The sequence below is a fragment of the Skermanella sp. genome (assembly GCF_059503625.1).
Window position 1 is genome coordinate 1 of the sequence record NZ_JCACHA010000490.1, and the last position, 2,200, is coordinate 2,200.

The 2,200-nt window shown below is 64.4% G+C and carries 2 protein-coding genes and 1 pseudogene; all 3 read left to right on the top strand.

Features of this window, described 5'->3' with window-relative positions; genetic code table 11:
* Window positions 1-188 precede the first annotated feature (188 nt).
* Window positions 189-893 (top strand): ribulose-phosphate 3-epimerase, encoded by a 705-nt coding sequence (rpe, locus tag AC5JJ6_RS10685; RefSeq protein ID WP_496042017.1) that lies wholly within the window; start codon window positions 189-191, stop codon window positions 891-893.
* Complete coding sequence (gene cbbX, locus AC5JJ6_RS10690; RefSeq protein ID WP_496042018.1) at window positions 890-1,810, top strand: CbbX protein; 921 nt, start codon at window positions 890-892, stop codon at window positions 1,808-1,810. The genes rpe and cbbX overlap by 4 nt, the downstream gene beginning before the upstream one ends.
* Window positions 1,811-1,892: 82 nt before the next feature.
* Window positions 1,893-2,200, top strand: a pseudogene (locus AC5JJ6_RS10695) (class 1 fructose-bisphosphatase); the annotation flags it as partial.

The following is a 2,200-nucleotide window of genomic DNA, read 5'->3' on the forward strand; positions in this document are numbered from 1 at the left end:
CGTTCGACAGCAACCGGGGCTTCGAGACGATCCGCATGTCCTTCCTGATCAACCGACCGTCCAACGAGAACGGTTTCGAGCTGGTGCGCGCCGAAGGTCCGGGCCGCAACGTCAACTACACGATCCGCAGCTACGCGACCGAGAAGCCATCAGGCGCGCGGTACTGAGGCGGAGAATGGGGTGACAGCATGACCAGCAGTTTCCGGATCGCTCCCAGCATCCTGTCGGCCGATTTCGCCCGGCTGGGCGAAGAGGTCGAGAACGTCATCGCCGCCGGCGCCGACGTGATCCACTTCGACGTGATGGACAACCACTACGTCCCCAACCTGACCATCGGTCCGGTCGTGTGCGAGGCGATCCGGCCCCGGACCAAGGCGCCGATCGACGTCCACCTGATGGTCAAGCCGGTCGATGCGATCGTGCCGATGTTCGCCAAGGCGGGCGCCGACATCATCTCGTTCCACCCGGAAGCGTCGGAGCATATCGACCGCACCCTGTCCCTGATCCGGGACAGCGGCTGCAAGGCGGGGCTGGTGTTCAACCCGGCCACCCCGCTCCACTACCTCGACCACGTGATGGACAAGCTGGACCTGATCCTGGTCATGTCGGTCAATCCCGGCTTTGGCGGACAGAAGTTCATCCCCGAAGCCCTGATCAAAATCGCCGATATCCGCCAGCGGATCGACCGTCACGCGGCGCGCGGTGGCCAGCCGATCTGGCTGGAGGTCGATGGCGGCGTGAAGGTCGATAACATCCGCGCCATCGCGGAGGCCGGGGCCGACACCTTCGTCGCCGGTTCGGCGATCTTCGGCGCCCAAAGCGCCGACGGCTCCTACCGCGATGTCGTGGCGGCGTTGCGCGGCCAACTCGAACCGTTGCGGAGGGCGGCATGAGCAGCTTATTGACACATCCGCCGGAAACGCAGGCGCCCGAAACGCAACCGGCGCAGACATCGGTCGATCTCGACGCGCTCTACGCCGCGTCCAATATCGGCGAGATCCTGGACCAACTCGACCGCGAGTTGGTCGGGCTGGTTCCGGTCAAGAGCCGCATCCGCGAGATCGCGGCGCTGCTGCTGATCGATCAGGCCCGGCGTCAACTGGGGCTTTCGACCGAGGCGCCATCGCTGCACATGAGCTTCACCGGCAATCCCGGCACCGGCAAGACGACGGTGGCGCGGCGCATGGCCGGTATCCTGCACCGGCTGGGCTATATCCGGCGCGACCATGTCGTATCGGTCACCCGCGACGATCTGGTCGGCCAGTATATCGGGCACACCGCGCCCAAGACCAAGGAAGCGCTGAAGAAGGCGATGGGCGGCGTGCTGTTCATCGACGAGGCCTACTATCTCTACCGGCCGGAGAACGAGCGCGACTACGGACAGGAGGCGATCGAGATCCTGCTTCAGGTCATGGAGGACCATCGCGCCGATCTGGTCGTGATCCTGGCGGGCTACAAGGACCGGCTGGAAACCTTCTTCTCCAGCAACCCCGGCATGGGGTCCCGCATCGCGCACCATGTCGATTTCCCGGATTTCCGGTCGGACGAGCTGCTGAACATCGCCGACACCATGGTATCGGGCCTGCACTACCGGCTGTCGGACGGAGCGCGTCAGGCGATGCAGGAATACATCGACCTGCGGATGGACCAGCCGCGCTTCGCCAATGCCCGGTCGATCCGCAACGCCCTCGACCGTGCCCGGCTGCGTCAGGCTAACCGGCTGTTCGCCCAGGGCGGCGTGCTGAACGCCGACATGCTCCAGACCATCGAGGAAGCCGATATCCGCGCCAGCCGCGTCTTCGCCCAGTAGAGAATGCCCAGTAGCCAAAAAAGCAGTTACATAGAAAAGCAAACAATAAAGAATAACACCGAGGACCTAGGGGAGAGGACCAATGCCGCATCGCAGCATGACGTTCGCGAAGTTCATCATCGAGGACCAGCGCCGGCGCGGCGGCCCGGACACGGAATTGACTGCCCTGCTGAACGATGTGCAGACCGCCTGCAAGCTGATCTCGGTCATGGTTTCGCGGGGTTCGCTCCAGCAGCACCGGACGGAAACCGGCACCAACGTCCATGACGAGGTGCAGAAGCCGCTCGACCTCGCCGCCAACGAGATCGTGCTCGACACCTGCACCTGGGGCGGCCAAGTCGCCGGCATGGCGTCGGAGGAGCTGCCAGAGATCTTCGTGATCCCGCCGCC